This window comes from Acidobacteriota bacterium (assembly GCA_039028635.1).
In the GTDB taxonomy this organism is placed as follows: domain Bacteria; phylum Acidobacteriota; class Thermoanaerobaculia; order Multivoradales; family JBCCEF01; genus JBCCEF01.
In genome coordinates this window covers 42,298-58,627 of the sequence record JBCCHV010000013.1, presented here as the reverse complement: position 1 = coordinate 58,627, position 16,330 = coordinate 42,298, and the positions used below count along the sequence as shown (strand labels likewise).

The window sequence follows — 16,330 nt, the reverse complement described above, 5'->3', positions numbered from 1 at the left end:
CAAGCCCATCGAGAGCGCCATCGGATAGCTTCGCTGACGAACCAAAGGAGACCTCCCATGACGCGATCGATCACAGCTCTCGGCGCCATCTTCCTGTTCTGCACGACCCTCCCGACTCTCGCCACGGACCACCTCAGCAGCGAGGTCCTGACCACCGACGCCGGCGAGCGCATCCTCTACCACCAAGTGATTCTGGACGCGCCCCGCGACATCGTCTGGCAGGCCTACTCCACGGCGGAGGGCTGGCGCGCCTGGGTGGCCCCCCTCGCCGAGGTCGACCTGCGGGTCGGCGGCACGATCCGCACCAACTACAACCCCGAAGGCGAGCTCGGCGACGCCAGCACCAACACCCTGACGATCGTCAACTATGTGCCCGAAACTCTCCTCACGCTGCGCGCCGAGCTCTCCAAGAATTGGCCGAAGATCCTCCAAGAGGACGCCGAGAATCTCACCAATGTGCTGCTCTTCGAAGAGCTCTCGGATTCCAAGACCCGACTGCGCTCCTACGGCATCGGCTACCGCGACCGGCCCGAGTACGACGAGCTGATGACCTTCTTCATCCAGGCCAACGAGAAGCTCTACCGCGGCCTGCAGGATTACGTGGCACAGCAGCGGACGCAGCCCTGACCGCAGCGACGCCGGTCGCTTCGTCCGGCCGACTCAGGGACTGGTGATATCGGCTTGGCGCAGGGCTCCGCTGGCCGGCGACCGAGGTGGCGCCGCCGGGATATGACGGCGCCACCAGGCAGCGGCCTCGTCGCCACTCCACGTCGGCACCTCGGAACAGCCGGCGAGGGCCTCGGCCAAGGCATCGGCCGAGGGCCAGCGATCGCCCGGCTGTTTGGCCAGACAGCGCATGATCACCGCCTCGATGTCGGCGGGAACATCGACCCCGACGGCCGATGGCGGCCGTGGCTCGTCGCGCAGATGGGCCGCCATCACTTCGGCAACGGTGTCGACCTCGAACACCTGTCGGCCGGTGAGCAGCCAATAGCCGACACAGCCCAGGGCATAGAGGTCGGAGCGCTCGTCGCTGCCGGCGTGGCGCAGGGTCTCTGGCGCCATCGCCGCCGGCGTGCCGAGGACGTCTCCAGCCACGGTGAGGGTCGGATCCATCGGCTGGCGAGCGGTCAGGGCGACGATGCCGAAATCCAACACCTTGACGACATCGGCCTGCCTTCCCTGGCGGCAGACCATCAGGTTTCCAGGCTTGATGTCGCGGTGCACCAGGCCGCGCAAATGGGCCTCGCCCAGCGAATCGCAAGCCTGCGACAGGATGTGGCGCACCCGCGCCGGGGGCTGCCGCCCAAAGCGCTCCACCAGCCGAGACAGGTCGAGGCCGTCGATCAGCTCCATGGCGATGAAGCAGGTGCCGTCGCCGGTGATGCCGAAGTCGTAGAGAGCCACCGTATGGGGCGAACGCAGGGAGGCCGTGGCACGCGCCTCGCGCGCGAAGCGCTCCAGGAGGTGGCGACGATGGTCGGTACTGCTCTCGAGGTGGCGCGGCCGAATCAGCTTGATCGCCGTTGGCCGGGCGAGCAGGTGGTGGGTAGCCCGCCAAACCTCGCCCATGCCTCCGGCACCGAGCTTCTCGTGCAAGCGATAGCTCCCCAGCTGCTTCGCCTTTTCGACCTGGCGGCGCAGGCGCAAAATACCGAAAGAAGCCGCGACCGCGGTTCCCGCACCGGTCACGGCGGCGGCGATGAAGTTCGGCAAAAGGGGCAGCACCCGCGGCAACTCGCCGGCCGGCACGATCACGAACCCCAGGCCGGCAGTGGCCGCCAAGCACGCCAAGCCGGTCGACACCAGGGCCGTGCGCAGGTTGAAGAACTGGATCAGGGGCCAGATACCGGCCACCAGAAGGAAGGGTCCGAAGGGGGTGACGATGCCGAAGACGCGCAGCTCGTGGGCGGCGTGAAAGACGGCGAGGAAGCCGCAGATCGCCACCATGTAGATCAATCCGCGGCGAGCCAGACGATGGGGATCACGACTGCTCAAGGGCAGGCCACTGAGCAATCCGATGGCACCGGCCGCCAGCAGCTCGGTCCGCAGCTCCCGCCATGGCAAACCTAGAAATCCGGGAACCGAGAGATAGACCAACAAAAAGAGGCTGAAGACGAGGCCTCCCCACCCGACCGTCCTCAGCCGCCGACCACTGTGCCCGAGGGTGGTGTTCGTCGACGTCGCCTCGAGCAGCGAACGATGCTGCAACGACCGGTCGAGCGCCGGCGCCGAGGCGATCGGAACCTTGCCCAGGGCGGGAGTCTCGAGAAATCCAGCGAGATCTCCTTCCGCCGCCAACAGCGCCCGGACCCGACCCCGCAGAGCAGGATCAGGACAGGCCGCGAGCACCTCCTCGACCTCACCCGCCGGGGCCGCGACGGCTGCCCGCAAGAGATCGTCGAAGGATGAGATAGGGTGGTCGTTCATACCGTCTTGTTCCAAACCGCATACCCACGGCGCTGCGTTGAAGCGCTCCCTGAGAGGCCGCTATCGGAGTGCTGCGACACTTCCCGATGACGCATCTCGAGGCGGTTCTGCGATCTCAACAATGAAGGGCGATCTCCCTTCTGGGTCGTCGGGCCCTCCCCTACCGGCCCGAGCGCAGCTGGCCACGGAATTCGCGGCCGGTCGGCTCGGCGACCCGATATTCTCACCAAGAGCTCAAGGGGCCGGAGGCCGAACGCCGTCGTTGAGAATCACCAGCAGCACGCCGAACAGAGTCAGCAGACCGCCGGCATTGACCGCCAGGCCGAGGCACGACGACCAGAGCGGCCCCTGGCGCCGGCCACGGAAGGCGGTGAACAACCCGTAGACGAAGGGGATCGAGGTGGCGAAAAAGCACACCACGGACACCATCGCCAGAATGCGAGAAGCCTCGGGATAGCGCAGCAGGGCCATCACCAGGAAGGCCGCAGCCACCAACCCGACGACGATCGCCCCCCAGGTCAAGGAGCCGATCAGCAGGCTCAGCAGGGAAAGGGGCATCGGCGTCGGCTGGGACGGCGGACGAACCGACGGTGCAACGTTTGGTCTCTCGAAGCTGGTCACGATCCGCTCTCTTCCAACGCCGTCAGTCGGTCCTTGAGCCAGAGGCGGGCGAACCGCCATTCGCGAGTGACGGTCGCCCGGGATAGCTTCAGGACCTCGGCCGCTTCGCCTTCGGAAAGACCCCCGAAGAAGCGCAGCTCCACCAGCTTGGCGGCCCGCGGATGACTTGCTTCGAGCACCTCGAGGGCACGGTGGACGTCGAGGATCTCGGTGCGGTCTTCCATCTTCTGCGGCAGGTCGTCGGGCAACGGTTCCCGGTGTCCCCCCGCGCTGCGCTTGCCGGCGCCGAGGCGCCGGGCGTGGTCGACCAGGACGAAGCGCATCGCCCGCGCCGCCACCGCGAAGAAGTGGGAGCGGTCGCGGGTGTCGAGACTCTCGACCTTCGCCAACCTGAGATAAGCCTCGTTGACCACCGCCGTCGGCTGCAGCGTATGATCCCGCCGGGAGCGTGCCATGGCGGATCCCGCCAGCTTGCGAAGCTGGTCGTAGACCAGCGGCAAAAGAGCGTCGAAGGCCTCCTGGTCGCCGTCGCGCCAGCGACGCAGCAAGCCCGTGACTTGACCCGAGCTCGACAGGGCACCGGTCATCATTCAGCCGGCTCTTCTCAACGGTTTGCTCGGCGAGCCTTTAGAAGCGCAGCGCAGCCAGCCGCGACCTGCAGCGACGAGCAGAGGGGACGGATAACGCAGCAAAATCAGGGACATAGGCTGCCGTAGCTGAAAGGCGGTGAGAAGGTCCGGTCAGCGCAGCTCGACCTGAGAAAACTGCGTCAACACCTCGGCCTCCGGTCGCGGACTGAGCACCCACTGGGAGAACTCGTCGGCCTGCGGATAGGCGGTCGCGGCTATGGTGGCGGCAGCCGCCGCGAGATCGTACCCGGTACGCTGCAGCGCCACCTCGCCGTCGAGGAGCAGCCAGTAGGCCCCGGGCGCTCCGAAGGGCATTCCAACGCTCCCGGCATTCACCACCCGGTGCGAGCCGATTCGACGATCGAACTGCATGTGGGTATGGCCGCAAACCACCAACGGTGCCGCCACCGCCTCGAACAGCGGCAGCAGCCGCGCTTCGGAGGTGCGACGGGTGAAGATCTGATTTTCATCTTGCGGCGTGCCGTGGCAAAACAAGATCTCCCCGAAAGGCGCCGCCGCGAGCTCCAGGGTCATCGGCCAGCTCGCCAGAAGCGCCGCTTGGTCCGCCGTCAGCTCGGCTGCGGACCAGTGAATCAGCTCCTGGACCGGCGGCGGCAAGCGACCATCGAGGGGCCTGCCGGCCCGCGACGCCAGCACCGCCGCCTCGCCATTGCCCTGAATCGCCCGCCACGGCACCTCGAGGGATGCGAGCCGCTCGAGCACGCCGCGCGGATCGGGCCCGGGCACGAAGTCGCCTCCGAAGACGATCTGCTCGGCTCCGGCGCGGCGTACCTCGGCCAGCACCGCTTCGAGGGCCGGCAGGTTGCCGTGAATGTCGTAAAGGGCAGCGATTCGCATGGCGCCAGAGGCTCTCCGTCAAGTACCGGCCCAGTCTACCCAACCCCGAGCGACGCCGCCGACCGACGGCTCAGAACTGCTCGTCGCTCCAGGCGCTGGTATCGCCGGACTCGAAACCGTCGACGAACAGGTCGGCATCGACCAGCAGGATCTGGGCCTGCGACTCGGGCCCCACCATGAAGCCCGTCCCGTGGTCGTTGTGCAGCGTGAGAAGAAGCGTTTCCCCGCCTTCGACGAGCCCGTCGCGCCGCGGCCGAACGACGATCAACACCTCGCTCTCCCCCGAAGGGAAGGTCACCGCCCGGCCGAGGGGCTCGAAGTCGTCACCCTCTCGAGCCGTACCTCGCAGGGCGAAGGGCACCGTGAGCGGGCCGGAGGGGTCAGCGCTGCGGCGCACGCGAAAACCTCGCGCGCCGCCGTCCCGCTCCGTGAAGGCGACCTCCGACGCCCGCACCTCGACCACCACTGGATCGCTGTCCGCGAAGCTCAGGCCACTGACCCCTGAGCCGAGCTCTTCGAAGTCACCGACCCCATCGACCAGACCCGAGGCCAGCTCGACGCCATCGAAGGTCCAGCCGGTGATCGCGCCTTGGTCGAAGCTCAGCAGCCGGGGACCGTTGCCATCCTGGTTGGGCGCGAAGGCGAGGTTCTCGAACACGAAGTCGCGAAAGATTCCCCGCCTCGCCACCTGGGCGCGAAACACCGCCGAGCCCCGGCTTTTGCCGAAACGGTTGCCGCGGAACCAGACCTCCTCGAGCAGTGGGTCGTCATCTTCTCCGGAGGTTGCCTGACGCATGCTGACGTCGAGCGGAAAGCGCGCCGCCACCACATCGTTGTTCTCGAAGGTGATTTGCCGCAGATGGCTGCGTTCGAGCTGGCTGCCGATGCCGAGGCCAGAGCCCAAGGCGGCGTTGAAGATCACGTTCGAGCGCAGGGTGATGTCCTCGATCACCGGCCAGCGGGGGCTGATCGCCTTGATCGCGGTGGCGTCGTCGCCGGCATAGACGAAGCACTGCTCGATCAACACGTGGCGCGAGGCGTCCGGATCGATCCCGTCCTCGCCGCCGTTGCTCTCCAGGTCGCGGTTGGCGAAGTCGATCTGCTTGGTCTGCGTCATGCGCCACCGCTCGGAGTCACGAATCCACACCGCAAAGGCGCTCGGGTCGAGCAAGGTCACCGTGTCGAGGCTGCTGTTGGAAGCGTTGTCGGCACGCACGATGGACCAGGACTTGCCGCGCTGATAGCGCAGGAAAACGCCATTGGCATCCACCGACCCGGGCCCCAGGAGGTGGGCGTTGTCGACCCCGAAGAACTTGATCATGGCGTCCTCTTCGGACGGTTCGTCGGAAGCCTGCAGGCGCGCTCCGCCTTCGAGGTAAAGGGCGACGTCGTCGCGCAGGAACAGCGACTGCACGCGATAGAGACCCGGCGCCATCACCAGCGTGCCGCCGCCGGCCTGCGACAGCGCGTCGAGGGCGTTCTGAATCGCCGCCGTGACGTCGACCTCGCCACCGTCGTCGATGGCGAGCTCGCTGGACCGTCGCCAGGGCGGAGGTGCCACCTGCTCGGCAGGCTCCGGAATCGGATCGGCGAAGATCAGCAGTCGTTCCTCGAGGATGAAGTCCGCTTCCTCGCCGTTTACCTCGTGCAGCACCAAGCGCTGGGGACGGCGCAGGGTGAAGGTCAGGAGGCGGCCTTCCATCTGCGCCGAGATCTCGGATCGCGCCGGGCTGAGGGTGAAGCTCTCGAAGGGCTCGTCGAGCTCGACCTCGACGACCACCTCGCCGGCGAAGGCGAAGTGCGCGAAGCTGACCCGCCGATCTTCTTCCACGAACACCGGCTGCCCCTCGACCCGCAGCGAGAATCGCTGGCTCGGCCGGGCGTTCGGCGGCGCCGGGAAGCGCTGCACGAGATTTTCCGCCGAGGCTTGCTGCTGCCCGGCGGCGGCCGCCGCGCGAGGGCCGCGATCGGGCTCGCCGCAGACCGCGACGGCCAGGACCGAGGTCAGCAGGATCGTGGCGACAGCCGCGGCCCATCGCATCGAACGCCGGCTTCCGAAGACTCTCGTGGACTCGACCATGGTTTTTCGCCGGGCTCTGCTCCCGGGACACCCGCGACGAGCACCCGGCGGCGACCCCTCGGCATCCAAGAATACGAAACTCGGGCCGAGGCAGACCTTCACCCGAGCCGAGCCGAGCAGCGAGGTCGCGGCGAGCGGTCCGAGGGCAGCGCGATAGACTCCAAACTGCCCGACCGCCCGCCGGTCGGCCCCACCAAGGTTTCAAGCCCCGGACCCAGACAGCCACGGAGCCGAACTGATGAAATACCGCAAGCTCGTACCGGTCACCCTCATGCTAATCCTCGCTCTGGCGCCGAGCGCCTTCGCCGAAGGCGGCGACGAGGCCCTCAAGGCGTCCGTCAACGCCAACCTCGAAGCGACGGCCAAGAAGATCGTCGCCCTGGCCGAAGCCACCCCGGAAGACATGTTCGGCTGGCGCCCGAACGTCGAGGTGCGCACCGTCAGCGAGGTCTACATGCACATCGTCGGCGCCAACCTCCTGCTGCCGGTTTCGCTCGGCGCGACGCCGCCGGAAGGCCTCGAGATGGGCGACAATCCGTACGCCACCCTGCAGCAGTTGGAGAAGGACATCACCACCAAGAAAGAGGTCATCGCAAAGCTCGAGGAGTCCTTCGCCTACGTCACCCAGGCCCTCGCTTCCCTCGAAGACCTCGACACGGAGGTCCAGCTCTTCGGGGCGCCGCAGCCCAAGCGGGCCTACTACATGGTGCTCCTCGGCCACGCCCACGAGCACCTCGGTCAGGCGATCGCCTACACCCGCTCGATGGGCATCGTGCCGCCCTGGAGCCAACCCCAGAACTGATCCGAGAGGACGGCAGTGGATTTGATCACGCTCCGGCCGCTGCGCCGCACTCTCGTCACCGCGGTCATTGGCTGCTTTCTCTCCGTCGCCGCCTCGGCCACCGACTACCACGTCGGTCCGGGGCAGGCGGCGACCTCCATCGGCGAGGTCCCCTGGGCGACTCTCCAAGCCGGTGATCGCGTGTTGATTCACTGGCGCGCGACGCCCTACGCCGAGAAATGGGTGATCAACCGCCGCGGCACCGCGACCCAGCCGATCGTGATTCGCGGGCTGCCCGGCCCCAACGGCGAACAACCGGTGATCGATGGCAACGGCGCGGTGACGGCGAGCGGCCTCAACTTCTGGAACGAGGTTCGCGGCGTGATCAAGATCGGCGGCTCGAACACGCCGCCGGACGGGCTGCCCGGGCACCTGGTGATCGAGGGCCTGGAGATTCGCTCCGGCCGACCGCCCTTTACCTTCACCGACGACGGCGGCTCGAGCCAGACCTACTCGAGCAATGCGGCGGCCATTTACGTCGAAAAAGCCGAGCACTTGACGATCCGAGACTGTGTGCTCCACGACTCGGGCAACGGACTGTTCATCGGCGCCTTCGGCGGCCAGACCCAAAACGTGCTGATCACAGGGAACCACCTCTACGACAACGGCATCGTGGGCAGCATCTTCGAGCACAACAGCTACACCGAAGCCCTCGGCATCACCTACCAGGAGAATCGCTTCGGGCCGCTGCGCAGCGGCGCCGGCGGCAACAACCTGAAGGACCGCTCGGCCGGTTTGGTGGTGCGCTACAACTGGATCGAGGGCGGCAATCGACAGCTCGACCTGGTGGAGTCCGGCAGCAGCACCCTGATCAACGATCCGAGGTATCGGGAGACTTTCGTCTACGGCAACGTGCTGATCGAGCCCGACGGTGCCGGCAACAGCCAGGTCGTCCACTACGGTGGTGACAGCGGCACGCTCGCCAACTACCGGCAGGGCGACCTCTACTTCTTCCACAACACGGTGGTCTCGACCCGCAGCGGCAACACCACGCTGCTGCGTTTGTCGTCGGCGGCGGAGAACGCCGACGTGCGCCAGAACATCCTCTTCACCACCGCCACCGGCTCGCGTCTGGCAATGCTCAACGGCGACGGCACCCTCTCCCTGAGCCGCAACTGGACCAAACCGGGCTTCGTCGAAAACCACAGCTCCGGCGGTGGCGTCGTGATCGACGACAACACCGGAATCACCGGCAGTGATCCCGGCTTCCTTGACCTCGGCAGTCAGGACTTCGGCCTCCTGTCGGGGTCCGGCAGCGAGGATGCCGGCGCCGCCCTGCCGGCCGCCGTGATGCCGGATCACCTGCCGGTGCGCCACTACCGCAAGCACCAGGGCAGCACTCCTCGGCCGGTGGATGATCCCCTCGACCTCGGCGCCTTCGAGGTTTGCGGTCCCGGCGACTGCAGCGAGATCTTCGGCGACGGCTTCGAGTCCGGCAGTACCGGCGCCTGGTCGACCGTCCTGCCTTAGAAAGGGAACCTCGGTTGACAGCGCCGGCAGCGAGATGTTAAAAAATTGGCAGTGCGAATTTCTTAACACCCAAGACCGGAGCCCACATGGCCGAACCACTAGAGCATCAACTGAGTCGAAGGGAACGCCAGATCATGGACGTGCTTTTCCAGCGCGGCCAGGCGACCGCCGCCGAGATCCGTGGTGCCATGGCCGACGCCCCGAGCGATTCGGCGGTGCGCACCCACTTGAGAATCCTGGTCGACAAGGGGCACGTCCGCCACTGGCAGGACGGCCCGCGCTACCTCTATCAGCCCACGGTGACCAAGGAGCGAGCCAAGAAATCGGCCTTGAAGCGCCTGGTGACCACCTTCTTCGACGGTTCCCCGGAAAAGGCGATGGCCGCCCTCCTCGACGACTCGGCACCGCACCTTTCGGATGCCGAGCTCGACCGACTCGAGGGACTGATCCAGGCCGCCCGCGAGCGTGAGGAGCAGCCATGATCGACCTTCTCGCGAGCTCACTCAGCCTGGCGACGGCGCTCGACTATGGGCTGAAGGCAACCCTTCTTCTGCTCCTCGCCTGGGTCCTTTCGCTGGCCCTCCGGCGCGCCTCAGCGGCGGCCCGCCATCGCCTCTGGACGACCGCCCTGGTGGCCGTGCTGACCCTGCCGCTGCTCTCCCTGGTCCTGCCGAGCTGGGAGCTGCCGGTCCTGATCCCGACCGCGGCGCCCGCCGGCCCGGCCGACGCAGCTCCGACGCCGATCGCCACGCCCACGGGCGTCCCGGCGGCGACGGTCGTGCCCACCACCCCGGCACCGGTGGCCGACTCGCCGACCCGATCCTCAACCCTCGCGAGCCGCTTCGATCTGCGCCGCGCCCTGCCGTTGATCTGGCTCCTCGGCAGCAGCCTGCTGTTGCTGAGGCTGCTGCTCTCGTCCCTCGCCGCCCAACGACTGGTGCGCACGGCAGCGCCGCTGCGGGACGAGGCGCGCCTGGCCGAGGTCGACGCCCTCTGCCGACGCCTCGACCTCGGCACCCGAGTCCAGGTGGTCGAGCACCCGCGAATCACCATGCCGATGGCCTGGAGCCTGCGACAATCGACGGTGCTGCTCCCGACGAGCTCTCGAGACTGGAGCGACGACCGTCGGCGCGTCGTGCTCCTTCACGAGCTCGCCCACATCAAGCGACGCGACTGTCAGTGGCTGCTCCTGGCCCGGCTGGTGACGGCGCTCCACTGGCCCAACCCGCTCGCCTGGGTCGCCCTACGCCGGCTGCAGACCGAGCGCGAGCACGCCTGCGACGACCTCGTCCTGACCGCCGGCACCGCGGGATCCGACTACGCCCGCCATCTGCTGGACATCGCCCGCGCCGTGCGCAGTCGCCTGACCCCGAGTTGGGCGCTGGTGGCGATGGCGCGACCGAGCGAGCTCGAAGGTCGCCTGCTCGCCATCCTCGACCCGCGGGTCGATCGCAATCAATCGCCACGACGCGGTCTTCTTGGCGTGCTCGCTCTGCTCTGCCTGGCGCTACCCTTGGCGGCCCTGCAGCCGCGGGTCGGGGCTCAAGAAGAGAGTCCCTCGCGGGCGACGACGGTCGAAACCAAGGTCGAGACGACGGTCGACGATTCGGCCATCGACCAACGAGTCACCAACGCCCTCGTCTCGGCCCTCGACGACGACTCGCCGCGGACGCGGGCCAAGGCCGCTTCCAGCCTCGGCATGGCGGAGGATACGAGGGCGATCCCCGCCCTCACCCGGGCTCTCGCGGGGGATGACTCCGCCACCGTGCGAGGGCAGGCCGCCTGGGCCCTCGGAATGATCGAGAGCCCCGAGGCGGTGGCTACCCTCATCCCGGCCCTCGAGGATCCTGCAGCGAACGTTCGACAACAGGCGGCTTGGGCGCTCGGGATGATCGAAAACCCCGACGCCGTCGAGGACATCGGCGCAGCTCTCGACGACGACAGCTCGGCGGTTCGCGAGCAGGCCGCCTGGGCCCTCGGAATGATCGAGAGCCCCGACGCCGTCGACGATCTGCGGGGCGCCCTCCGAGATCCCGTCGATGGGGTCCGTGAGCAAGCCGTCTGGGCCCTCGGAATGATCGAGAGCGAAGCCGCCGTCGGGGATCTCGTCACCGTCCTCGCCGGAGACTCGTCGCCGAAGGTGCGAGAAAGGGCCGCCTGGACACTCGGAATGATCGAAGATCGAGCCGCTCTCGACGGCCTGCTCGATGCCATGTCCGACGACTACCCCGAGGTTCGCCGACAAGCCCTCTGGGCAGTCGGTCAAATCTCCCACTAGCAGGCTGCTGAAAAAGTCCGCTTCGCGACTTTTCCAGCGCTGCTAGCTGTTTTTTCCGAGAGGGGCTACGCGCCCCTGACTACGCGTCCCGCTCCGGCCCAAGAACCGCGGTTCTTGGGCCTCCTCTCCCGTCGCGGCGGCTTACCGCCGCCGGGCCCTCTCGGGCCCGGTCGCAGGTTGCCGACGAGATTTTCAGCAACCTGCTAGCAGGCTGCTGAGCAAGCTGGCCGGCGGCCTTCCGGTCGCCCGTTGTTTTTCGCCTCGGAATGTTAAATTATTAACACTACGCCGAGGGTTGACCTCGGCGAAAGGAAAATCCCATGTCGACAACGCAGCTCAAGACCTCCCAGGGCGCGACTCTCGGAGCCGCCGTGGCCACCGTCCTCTCACTCATCGCCGTGTCGCTGGTGCTGGCGCAGCCGGCTCCGAGCCTCGACCGCCTGATCCGCCAACTCGACGCCCCGGACGCGCGCGACCGCGCCATGGCCGCCTGTGAGCTGGCGGAGCTCGAGTCCGGCGACATCACGCCAGCGGCACCCGCCCTCCTCGAGCTCCTCGCCGACGGCAGCCCCCTGGAGCGCCCCCTGTGCCGCGACGGCAGAAACTGGATCGGCTGGCGCGACGAGCCCACGTCCCCCGGCCGCGAGGCGGCGATAGCCCTGGAACGAATCGGCGCAGCGGTCGTCGAGCCCTTGATCGATCGACTGCAGAGCCCGCCAAGCGCGGCGCGCGAGAACGCCGCCTACGCCCTCGGAATGATCGAAGACGCGAGAGCCGTCAAGCCCCTCATCACCACCCTTCGAGATGAGGTCGGCGCGGTGCGCGAACAGGCTGCCTGGGCTCTCGGAATGATCGAGTCGCCGCAGGCTGTGCCGGCCCTCGGTCGAAGGCTGCGAGACGACCGACTCGCCGAGGTCCGCGAGCAGGCCGCCTGGGCACTCGGAATGATCGAGAGCCCCGCCGCCGTCGAGGGTCTTGCCTCGGCCCTCGCGGACAGCGCAGCAAAAGTCCGTAAGCAGGCCGCCTGGGCACTCGGAATGATCGAAGATCCCAGCGCTGTCCCGGCCCTCGACGGAGCCCTGCGCGACGGAGATTCGCAGGTGCGCGAGCAGGCCGCCTGGGGGCTCGGAATGATCGAGTCGCCGCAGGCTGTACCCGCCCTCGGCCAAGCCCTCGGCGACGACGCCGCTCCGGTGCGCCGGCAGGCCGCCTGGGCTCTCGGAATGATCGAAGCCCCCAGCGCCGTCGAAGCGCTCGCGGACGCGCTGCGAGACGACGACGCCAAGGTGCGCGAGCAGGCCGCCTGGGCACTCGGAATGATCGAAGCCCCCAGCGCCGTCGAGGCACTCGCGGACGCGCTGCGAGACGACGACACCAAGGTGCGCGAGCAGGCCGCCTGGGCACTCGGAATGATCGAGAGTCCCGCCGCCGTCGCGGGTCTGTTGAGCAGCCTCGAGGATGCCCAGGCCAAGGTCCGCGAACAATCCGCCTGGGGCCTCGGAATGATCGAAAGCCCCGCCGCCGTCGACGGCCTGCTCTCGGCCCTCAACGATACCGACGCCGCAGTCCGCAAGCAGGTCGCCTGGGCCCTCGGAATGATCGAGGACGGCCGCGCCCTCGAAGCCCTCACCAACGCCCTCGACGACCCGGACTCCGAGGTACGCCGCCAAGCCCTCTGGGCGCTGACCCGCTGCGCCGAGGGCCACGACGCCGACCTCGACTACCCGGCCCTTGCCGACAAGCTGCGCCGCGCCCTCGAGGTCGAGCGCTAACGCCCCCGGCAACGAAGCTCGTCCTCCCCCCGGCCGCTGAGCGATCAGCGGCCTTTTTCATGGGCGCCAACGCAGAGCCAGAACCGCCTCTGTCACAAATCCGAAAAAAGTGCCGCCGGGGCGAATATTCTCGCTGCTGATTCGTTGTGGTCTTCTCAGGGGATTTTCCCTGCAGGAACCCGACCGTCCGGACCCCGTCGCGGACAGATCCCAGGACAGCTTGCGTTGAGGAGCACGCCATGACGAACTCCCCTCAGAAGACCTCCGGGCTCTCGGCTGAAGCCCGCTCCGGCCTGTTGCTGTTGTCCTCGGCGGTGTTGGCCCTGGTTGCCGCCAACGGCCCCTGGTCCGGCCTCTATGACGCTCTGCTCGAAACGCCCCTCTCGGTCGCGGTGGGCAATTCCGGTCTCGAAAAACCGCTGCTGCTGTGGATCAACGATGGCCTGATGGCGATCTTCTTCCTGATGATCGGCCTCGAGGTTCGGCGCGAGATGACCGACGGCGCGCTGGCCACCTGGTCTCAGCGCGCCTTGCCCCTGGCGGCGGCTCTCGGCGGCATGCTGGTGCCGGCGGCGTTCTTCGTCGCCATCAATTACGACGACCCCATTGCCCTCAACGGCTGGGCCGTGCCGGTGGCTACGGACATCGCCTTCGCCCTCGGCATCCTGGCCCTGGCCGGCAACCGGTTTCCGCCAACGCTCAAGGTGTTTCTCCTCGCTCTGGCCATCTTCGACGACCTCGGCGCCATCCTGATCATCGCTCTCTTCTACACCCGCGACCTGTCCACGACCTCCCTCGCCCTCGCCGCGGCGGCGGTCGTCGCTCTGGCCGTGCTCCATCGTCTGCGAGTGCGCAACATCGGGGTCTACATGGTGGTGGGGCTGGCTCTCTGGCTGTTCGTCCTCAAGTCCGGAGTCCACGCCACCCTCGCCGGCGTCGTCCTGGCCTTCGCCATCCCCTACGAGGGCAAGAAGTCACCGGCCTATCACCTCGAGCACGCCCTCCACTCGTGGGTTTCCTTCTTCATTCTGCCGATCTTCGCCTTCGCCAACGCCGGCGTTCACCTCGACGGCCTGAGCCTCGCCGACCTCGGCCATCCGGTGACCCTCGGCGTGATCCTGGGCTTGGTGGTCGGCAAACAGATCGGCATCTTCGCCTTCTCCTGGCTCGCCACCGCCCTCGGCTTGGCCCAGCGCCCGGTCGGCGCCACCTGGCTCCAGGTCTATGGCATCGCAGCGCTCTGCGGCGTCGGCTTCACCATGAGCCTGTTCGTCGGCTCGCTGGCCTTCGAGCACCTGCCCCAGCCGGAGCTCCTGACCGCCAACCGCCTCGGCATTCTGGTCGCTTCGGCGATCGCCGGCGTGATCGGCTTTATGGTGCTGCGGCGAGCCCCGATGGCGCGCCTCTGAATCCCAGCCATTGGCACTGGGTCTCACCGGCGAGAACCGGCCGCCCGATCAGGGCCCCCGGCCGCGAGCGAGCAACCGAACCCTCCTCCACACTCGATCACCCCCTCCCCGAGCTCTGGTGGCGAAACCGGGAACCCTGGGGAGGGGGCGACGAGAGGAGGACTCTGACCTTCAGTCGATGGTGATCCAATACTCGAGATCGCCATCGATCGGATGATCGAAGACCTTGACCCGATTCGGGCACACCGCCCCGCCATCGCGATACCAGCGGGCCACCAGGCCTTCGGACCCGGTGGTGTTCCAGCAGCCCATCGGCTCGTTCATGCCCCAGTAGACCCGGCAGTCGTCCGCGACGCTCCCTTGGCTGACCGAGTGGCCCTGGTGACCGATCCCGGTGAGAGTCCAAGTGCCCTGGCAGGAGAGCGTCGGCGCCCCCGCACCGGCAACGTTGAAGTGCAGCACGCGATCGTTGTTGTTCTCGTCGAGCTCCGCGATCTCGTCCTCGGGATCGGCCTCGACCTTGAAGGCCTGAGTTCCGGCGGTGGCGAGCCAGGGTTCCACCGTCAGCACGCAGACTTCGCCCACCGGGAGCGGAGGCTCGCAGACGAGACTGTGAGCTTGGCCGCCCACCTGCGTATCGACGCGAATCTCTCGCGAGACCGGCGCCGTGCCCTCGTTGCGCAGACGAACCGTGAAGTAAATGAGCTGACCGGCGAGGGGCGATGCCGGAGCCATCGACACGTCTTCCGGCCGCAGGCGGAGGTCCGGCAGCGGCTGCGGCGCCGGCGGCCCCGAGCCCACCGTCACCTGTCGCCAACGGACGTTGTTGTCTTCCCGCAGCTCAACGACCTGGCCGTCGGGGTCGACGATCGCCTGGATCACACCGCTACCGGAGACCGCCGGCACCCAATCGACCTGGTGAACGTGGCTCTGTCCCGCCAGAAGGCCCGGCAGCGGAAGGCGGAGCTCGCCATCGGGCAGCTCGAGAAGGGTTTCACTCGGCGGACTCGCTGCCGATCCGACATTGAGGACCTCGATCCGCACCGTGGTCGCCATGCCGACCTCCGGCGCCCCCGTCCAACCGAGAGAGAAGGGCCAGAGATCCGCTGTCGGTCCAAGGATGTCGAGCTCGAGCACCGCTCGGTTGTTGCCAGTGTTGGTCTCGCGGACGAAGTTACCTTTGTCGACGATGATCTCGACTCGATGTCGACCCGCATCGAGGCTCAGCCATTCATCGACCGGACAGCCGCCATGGGCTTGCCATTCTTGGGCATTGCAGTCTCGGATCGACTGCGTCTGGCCATCGATCGCGAGGTGCATCTCGACGTAATCGTCGACCTGACCATCGCCGGCATTGATTGCCTTGCCGGTGATGTGGACATTGCCTTCGGCACCGGCCTGGTAGATCACCTCGGCCTTGGCGTCCGCGACCACCAAGTCCTGCCCTCGCAAGCCGTTGGATACCAAGATGCGATGCTTGTCGAAGCGATCGAGGCCTTCGCCGATCAGGCCCCAGACGTTGTTGAAGCGATAGAACACCTTGGCCTCGAACCGTACCCACTCCTCGTGCCAGGCGGCGGCGTCCAGGGTGACGTCGACCTCGATGAGGTTGTCATCGATGCGCCGCACCCTGGCCGAATCCACACCACCCGATCGGCTCCACACTTCAGCCGATAGCTGAGTCGGACGATTGCAGCCGGTGAGCGGAGAGTTGCGAACCCGGAAGGTGAGCGTCGCTCCCTGGCTCGCCGTCACCATCCCGGCAGGGCTGACGGACACGCTCATGCAGCGATAGATGTCATTCATCAGCGTCGAAGGCGGGGCATCTTCGGCGCCCGGTGTTTCGACCTGCGCTGCAGCCGTGAGAGCAAAGGACAAGGCCAAGGCCAGCCAAGGGAGCCAGCGCCGCGGGGAAGGGAGGAGGATCTTTGAAGTCATGACA

The 16,330-nt window shown here is 67.4% G+C and carries 13 protein-coding genes; 7 read left to right on the top strand and 6 right to left on the bottom strand.

Going from position 1 to position 16,330, the window contains the following annotated elements; all coding sequences use genetic code 11:
- Positions 1-57: 57 nt before the first annotated feature.
- Positions 58-627, top strand: a complete 570-nt coding sequence (locus AAF604_07710) for an SRPBCC domain-containing protein (GenBank protein MEM7049527.1) — start codon at positions 58-60, stop codon at positions 625-627.
- 33 nt (positions 628-660) lie between these two features.
- On the opposite strand, the gene AAF604_07705 is transcribed toward AAF604_07710, so the two are convergent.
- From AAF604_07705 to AAF604_07685, 5 genes are all read right to left on the bottom strand, one after another.
- Positions 661-2,430, bottom strand: coding sequence for a serine/threonine-protein kinase (locus AAF604_07705; GenBank protein ID MEM7049526.1), 1,770 nt, complete (start codon positions 2,428-2,430; stop codon positions 661-663).
- 234 nt (positions 2,431-2,664) lie between these two features.
- Positions 2,665-3,051 (bottom strand): hypothetical protein, encoded by a 387-nt coding sequence (locus AAF604_07700; GenBank protein ID MEM7049525.1) that lies wholly within the window; start codon positions 3,049-3,051, stop codon positions 2,665-2,667.
- Positions 3,048-3,641 (bottom strand): ECF-type sigma factor, encoded by a 594-nt coding sequence (locus AAF604_07695; GenBank protein MEM7049524.1) that lies wholly within the window; start codon positions 3,639-3,641, stop codon positions 3,048-3,050. The genes AAF604_07700 and AAF604_07695 overlap by 4 nt, the downstream gene beginning before the upstream one ends.
- A gap of 150 nt (positions 3,642-3,791) precedes the next feature.
- Complete coding sequence (locus AAF604_07690; protein ID MEM7049523.1) at positions 3,792-4,538, bottom strand: metallophosphoesterase family protein; 747 nt, start codon at positions 4,536-4,538, stop codon at positions 3,792-3,794.
- Positions 4,539-4,608: 70 nt separating this feature from the next.
- Positions 4,609-6,579 carry a glycosyl hydrolase family 28 protein gene (locus tag AAF604_07685; GenBank protein ID MEM7049522.1) on the bottom strand — a complete coding sequence of 657 codons (1,971 nt, stop codon included), beginning with the start codon at positions 6,577-6,579 and terminating at the stop codon, positions 4,609-4,611.
- Positions 6,580-6,856: 277 nt separating this feature from the next.
- Here AAF604_07685 and AAF604_07680 point away from each other — a divergent pair, with 277 nt between their 5' ends.
- The 6 genes from AAF604_07680 (at position 6,857) to nhaA (ending at position 14,388) form a co-directional block, all read left to right on the top strand.
- Positions 6,857-7,420 (top strand): DinB family protein, encoded by a 564-nt coding sequence (locus AAF604_07680; GenBank protein MEM7049521.1) that lies wholly within the window; start codon positions 6,857-6,859, stop codon positions 7,418-7,420.
- 15 nt (positions 7,421-7,435) lie between these two features.
- Complete coding sequence (locus AAF604_07675) at positions 7,436-8,929, top strand: right-handed parallel beta-helix repeat-containing protein (protein MEM7049520.1); 1,494 nt, start codon at positions 7,436-7,438, stop codon at positions 8,927-8,929.
- A gap of 86 nt (positions 8,930-9,015) precedes the next feature.
- On the top strand, positions 9,016-9,411 hold the full coding sequence (locus AAF604_07670; GenBank protein MEM7049519.1) for a BlaI/MecI/CopY family transcriptional regulator: 396 nt from the start codon (positions 9,016-9,018) through the stop codon (positions 9,409-9,411).
- Complete coding sequence (locus tag AAF604_07665; protein ID MEM7049518.1) at positions 9,408-11,207, top strand: HEAT repeat domain-containing protein; 1,800 nt, start codon at positions 9,408-9,410, stop codon at positions 11,205-11,207. Before AAF604_07670 ends, AAF604_07665 begins: the two co-directional genes overlap by 4 nt.
- A gap of 320 nt (positions 11,208-11,527) precedes the next feature.
- Entirely contained in the window at positions 11,528-12,979 is a 1,452-nt protein-coding gene (locus tag AAF604_07660; protein MEM7049517.1) for a HEAT repeat domain-containing protein, read from the top strand.
- A 239-nt stretch (positions 12,980-13,218) separates the two neighbouring features.
- Positions 13,219-14,388 (top strand): Na+/H+ antiporter NhaA, encoded by a 1,170-nt coding sequence (nhaA, locus tag AAF604_07655; GenBank protein MEM7049516.1) that lies wholly within the window; start codon positions 13,219-13,221, stop codon positions 14,386-14,388.
- Positions 14,389-14,559: 171 nt separating this feature from the next.
- Here the strand turns inward: nhaA and AAF604_07650 are convergent, their stop codons facing one another.
- Positions 14,560-16,326, bottom strand: coding sequence for a CARDB domain-containing protein (locus AAF604_07650; GenBank protein ID MEM7049515.1), 1,767 nt, complete (start codon positions 16,324-16,326; stop codon positions 14,560-14,562).
- Positions 16,327-16,330 lie beyond the last annotated feature (4 nt).